This is a genomic window from Calditrichota bacterium (assembly GCA_016867835.1).
Taxonomy (GTDB): domain Bacteria; phylum Electryoneota; class AABM5-125-24; order Hatepunaeales; family Hatepunaeaceae; genus VGIQ01.
Genome location: VGIQ01000207.1, coordinates 1 through 2,179, shown reverse-complemented (window position 1 = coordinate 2,179; position 2,179 = coordinate 1). Strand labels below are relative to the sequence as shown.

Sequence of the window (2,179 nt, the reverse complement as noted above, 5' to 3'; positions counted from 1 at the left end):
TGTCTTCCCTCCCTAAAGTTCTTCACTGTCAGCGCCGACGAACGGCATCCATTAAAGAGAAGAGAATGCAAACCAGACTGATTTCCACTCTCGCGCTTTCCCTCGCACTGATGGTTTCGGTCGTTACGACCGACGCCATTGCACAGGAGAAGCAGATCTGGTTCAGCCCCAACAACTCAGCCGAAGACTTCATCCAACTCTTCGATGAGAACGCCGATTGGGCGACCGGTCGCTCGCAGGTAAACGTCCTCTCAACCCATGAGAATTGGCTTGGAGGCAGGCGCGACAGCCTCGAGCGGCGCATTGTGCCGTTCATTCAGAGGACTGGAATCCAATTAGCGCTGGAAGTCGGCGGCCTCAGGTCGCATAACCTGCACGGCGCTGACGTCGATCAGGTCGGTGAATTGACGGCGCGGGATGAGCTTGCCAAGATCCAGCATATCTACAACGCTGGCGGTGAAGTAACCTACCTCCATATGGACTCGCCGGTCGGTTACACGCTCGCGTCCGGCGGCGACACAATCTGCGCCTTCGATCCTTCCCAGTCCGCAAGCGAGCTCGCCGACTATATGGAAGCGGTTCTCGCCGTCCATCCCGATTTGCAGTTCGTGCTGATCGAGCCGGTTCCTTGGTACCACATCGAACAATACCCGAGCAACCCGGGGCAGGATCGCGGCGACCTATTGGAAATTCTGCAGGTCGTCCTTGATACTCTGAGCGCCCGGGGGCTCTCACTCGAAGCATTCCACGCCGACAGCCCCTACAACTACAATCAGACAAGGCGACTGAACTCCTGGCCGAAGTTGGTGAGACTGCAACAGTGGGTTCAGGATCACGGGATGCGGTTTGGTCTCATCCTTAACGACGAGGCTGGCGGTAACATGGGTGATTCGGTATTCTTCGCCGGGACAATGGCGAGCTACCAGCGTTTCACTGAGGCGGGCGGCAATCCCGATAACTTGCCGCTGATGAGCTGGTATCCTTATCCCGGCAGTCTTCTTTCGGAGGACGAACCCTACACATATACCAACCTGCTGAAAGAGTTCTGCGAGGAATTGTCTGCGCCCGAGGATCAGAACAAGCCAATCCCGCAGTTTATCACTCTAAACTGCTTCCCCAATCCCTTCAATTCTACGGCGAGAGTTCAGTTCACTCTACCCGGAGCGGCGAAGATCAGGCTGGCTGCATTTGACCTTGCCGGGCGAGAGGTATCGCTGATCGCGGACGGGAGTTACTCCACAGGCGTACATTCCATCGAGTGGAGCGCTGATGGGTTTCCCTCCGGATGCTACTTCGTGAAACTGGCGTCCGCTCGGGGGATCGCGATGCAGAGCATCCAATTCATCAAGTGATCTTGTAATTGATTACAACTCAACCCAAGGGGCTCAGGATGCATACCGTAGTCATTCTTCTATTCCAAGGCGTCGAACTGATGGATTTCGCTGGACCTGCCGAAGTCTTCATCGTAACAGATCAAAGTAAGTCATTTCAAGTAGTGACCGTCGCGGAGAGCAGGGAACCAATTAAAACAATGGGCGGGGTGACTATCAGCCCCGACTTTGCATTTGGTGAAGAACCTAAGGCGGACATTCTGGTTGTTCCGGGCGGAGACCTCTCTTCAGTGAACGAAGCCGGACGAACATGGCTGAAGAAGAAGGCAGACGAATCAGGCATTGTATTTTCGGTTTGCTATGGAGCGTTCCTGCTTGCCAACACCGGCCTATTGGATAGTATGCAGGCTACCACGCACCATTGGGGAATCACCGACTTACGCAAAGCTGCGCCAACCTGCAAAGTTATCGAAGGCAAGCGGTTCGTGGTGGACGGCAATCTCGTCACGTCGGCAGGGGTCACAGCCGGAATTGATGCGGCGCTCTACATTGTAGAACGCTTGAAGGGCAAGGCCGCCGCCACGTGGACGGCGACGGAGTGGTTAGAGTATCGGGGTGAAGCGCAATGATCGAGCAGACCTGCACTAAGCGCCCACCAAGAGACACGAGATAACCGCATAAAACCATTCTCATATCGCTGCAGTGTAATTCTAAGTGACGACTCCCCATGCGGAACGATGACTAACCCTTTTCTTCCCGGCCTTTCGAATTCTGCCCCTCGGTCCCGACTCTTATCCCCCGACCAATCTCAGCCTCCTCGACTCGGCCTCTTGACAAGCCATCCTTAA

Annotated in this window: 2 protein-coding genes; both read left to right on the top strand. The window is 55.1% G+C overall.

Annotation, left to right across the window (positions count from 1 at the left end; all coding sequences use genetic code 11):
- The first annotated feature begins 65 nt into the window (after positions 1–65).
- Complete coding sequence (locus FJY67_12170) at positions 66–1,352, top strand: T9SS type A sorting domain-containing protein (protein ID MBM3330200.1); 1,287 nt, start codon at positions 66–68, stop codon at positions 1,350–1,352.
- Between the two features lie 38 nt (positions 1,353–1,390).
- Positions 1,391–1,960: a DJ-1/PfpI family protein gene (locus tag FJY67_12165; protein MBM3330199.1), complete on the top strand. Its 570-nt coding sequence runs from the start codon at positions 1,391–1,393 to the stop codon at positions 1,958–1,960.
- Positions 1,961–2,179: the final 219 nt, after the last annotated feature.

Excerpts from the sequence above, each read along its gene's own strand:
- FJY67_12170 (MBM3330200.1), top strand. The coding sequence starts at position 66 with ATGCAAACCAGACTGATTTCCACTCTCGCGCTTTCCCTCGCACTGATG.
- FJY67_12165 (MBM3330199.1), top strand. The coding sequence starts at position 1,391 with ATGCATACCGTAGTCATTCTTCTATTCCAAGGCGTCGAACTGATGGAT.